This window comes from Rickettsia sp. TH2014 (genome assembly GCF_019249195.1).
GTDB classification, from domain to species: domain Bacteria; phylum Pseudomonadota; class Alphaproteobacteria; order Rickettsiales; family Rickettsiaceae; genus Rickettsia; species Rickettsia felis.
Map to the genome: position 1 here is coordinate 1 of NZ_MXAX01000245.1, position 2381 is coordinate 2381.

The following is a 2381-nucleotide window of genomic DNA, read 5'->3' on the forward strand; positions in this document are numbered from 1 at the left end:
TTTTTAATAAAATTTGAAGATAGAATCTAGCCCTTTTGAAAAGTTTACACACTTATTTGGGAAGACTCATAATACTATTTAAGTAAAATATAATATATTACATAGAGCCAACCAAGGAAACCATGCACTATAGCCCATAATATTGAATGGTTAACATTGAACGATATTACTATTGCAAGTATTGAACCGAGCGAGATACCACCAAATCCTAAATATTTCATATATTCTAATAAATACTAGTATTTATTTTGACTACTGGGATCTTTTTGATCTTTATCAGTTTGTAGCTTATCTGACTTATTATGCATATTATTTTTATCATAATTAGTTTGTTGAGATTGATTACTTGATTTATCGCTCGTATGTTCCACAGTGCCTTTATTATTCTCTAAACTCATAATAGCCTCCTAACTTTGATACTTGTTGATAAAACTGTACTTTAAAGATAAATAAACAAAAGATATATTATAATATATGTTCACCCATCCTTACTTCTATGTTAACATTTTATCCATTGCTTGTTATATATTAAATTATTAATCTAGTTAAATTTATGTAACATGTTGTTTATAAATCACATTGGCAATTAATATGTCTCCAAAAGTATACTTTAAGAGACTCATAAAACTCTTGTCTTAATTAATGTCTCATTATATTATTCTTATAACCTTTAAAAGATTATGAGACATTAATATGGCAAAAGTAGGATATGCAAGAGTTAGTTCATCAGGACAGTCCCTAGATGTGCAACTAGATAAATTAAAAGATTGTGATAAGATATTCCAAGAAAAGAAATCCGGTCTTGATGGAACAAGAAGTGCACTTAAAAATGCACTGGATTATGTGCGTGAGGGCGATATCTTTATTGTTACAAAATTAGATAGGTTAGCACGCTCTACTGCACATCTATGCAAAATAGCTGAGCTTCTAGATCAGAAATCTGTAGCTCTGAAAGTTTTAGATCAAAATATTGATACTAAAGATGCGACTGGGCGGTTAATATTTAATGTATTAGGAGCAATTGGACAATTTGAAACTGAGATTAGAGCCGAGAGGCAAATGGATGGAATCCTAAAAGCAAAAGAGCGAGGTGTACAGTTTGGGAAGAAACAATACTTAACAAAGCAACAATTAAATGATCTTCAAGAAAAACGAAAACAAGGTATTAAAATCAAAAACCTGATGCAAGAATTCAATTTGTCAAAAGCCTCAATTTATCGCTATCTTGCACAGGAAGTATAAGATGTAATACGCTATTTAGTTGGAGATTCTGAATTGTATTATCTGTAGAAGCCAAGATATGTCTTGGACGCATTTTAAGATTAAATCTCAACTATTACATTAAATCTTCACCTCAATACTTTATGTGCTATTCAAACATTTCTATACAATCATATGAACTAGTAACGGCTCCTATAACATTATATTCAGTATGCTGTGATGCAATGGCTTGCATGCTTAAAGGTATAATAATATCATTAAAAACAAATAGGTCGTTAGAGTTAGTGAAGATTAATTCTAAAAATATCCCGACCTGATTTGATGTAAGTAATTGATTTGCTAGTTTAAGTTTTTCTTGCGAATCATTACTATGAAAAAAAGTAGATATTTTAAATAAATCACTTATATCATGTGACAATGTAGTAGTAATATACTCATTACAAGTATTACTATTAGCATTATTTCTGACTAAAATCTCTACTATTTCTTTACAACCTAATGTAGAGGCTAAGCGTAGTGGTGAAGATGGATTTATACAAGTAGATTTTTCTATATCAGCACCATATTGTATTAATAGCTTTACCGCATCAGGATTATTCATATATATAAAATGCTGAAGTGCTGTATTTTCAATTGTATCTATATTAGGATCAGCTTGATGTAGCAATACGAGTTCAAGCATCTTAGTGATATCGTCGTACCGCTCATCTATATCAGCAATAGTATAGCATAGAATATCTAACAGGACGTTGTTGCTATAGTGTACTAGAGTATTTGGGTATGCTTTATTATAATATATGCTAATACCTTGTGCAAAATACTCCTTAAACGCCTCAAAATCTTTATTCCAAATTGCATCAATTATTTTTTCAGATAGCTTATCTTCATTGGATTCTGATATGGCATTTCTTCGTGTAGTAATAGGGGCACAGTTGTATTGAATATTATCATCCATATTAAGTATATGTGTCTCTAAAAAATAAAAGAGACATTATACGGATAACACTGGTTACTGTCAACGATTTAGGGGCAGGTTTTGGTTAATTTCCTATCATTAATAAGTCATTAACCATTCTTGCAGTTTTGAATAACGCAAAGAAGCTTTATTATCTTTAATAGCTATAGCTAGCGCTTTCTTTTGCCCAATTATTATAACTAGA

Annotated in this window: 4 protein-coding genes; 1 reads left to right on the forward strand and 3 read right to left on the reverse strand. The window is 30.2% G+C overall.

Annotated elements, in window-relative coordinates:
• Positions 1 to 74: 74 nt before the first annotated feature.
• Both KYQ89_RS05005 and KYQ89_RS05010 read right to left on the reverse strand, forming a co-directional pair.
• On the reverse strand, positions 75 to 221 hold the full coding sequence (locus KYQ89_RS05005; RefSeq protein WP_218460665.1) for a hypothetical protein: 147 nt from the start codon (positions 219 to 221) through the stop codon (positions 75 to 77).
• A gap of 15 nt (positions 222 to 236) precedes the next feature.
• A complete protein-coding gene (locus tag KYQ89_RS05010) occupies positions 237 to 398 on the reverse strand; it encodes a hypothetical protein (protein ID WP_218460666.1) in 162 nt (53 codons plus the stop codon).
• Between the two features lie 295 nt (positions 399 to 693).
• Between KYQ89_RS05010 and KYQ89_RS05015 the strand changes: the two genes are divergently transcribed.
• On the forward strand, positions 694 to 1242 hold the full coding sequence (locus KYQ89_RS05015; protein WP_218460667.1) for a recombinase family protein: 549 nt from the start codon (positions 694 to 696) through the stop codon (positions 1240 to 1242).
• Between the two features lie 127 nt (positions 1243 to 1369).
• Here the strand turns inward: KYQ89_RS05015 and KYQ89_RS05020 are convergent, their stop codons facing one another.
• Positions 1370 to 2176, reverse strand: coding sequence for an ankyrin repeat domain-containing protein (locus tag KYQ89_RS05020; protein WP_218460668.1), 807 nt, complete (start codon positions 2174 to 2176; stop codon positions 1370 to 1372).
• Positions 2177 to 2381 lie beyond the last annotated feature (205 nt).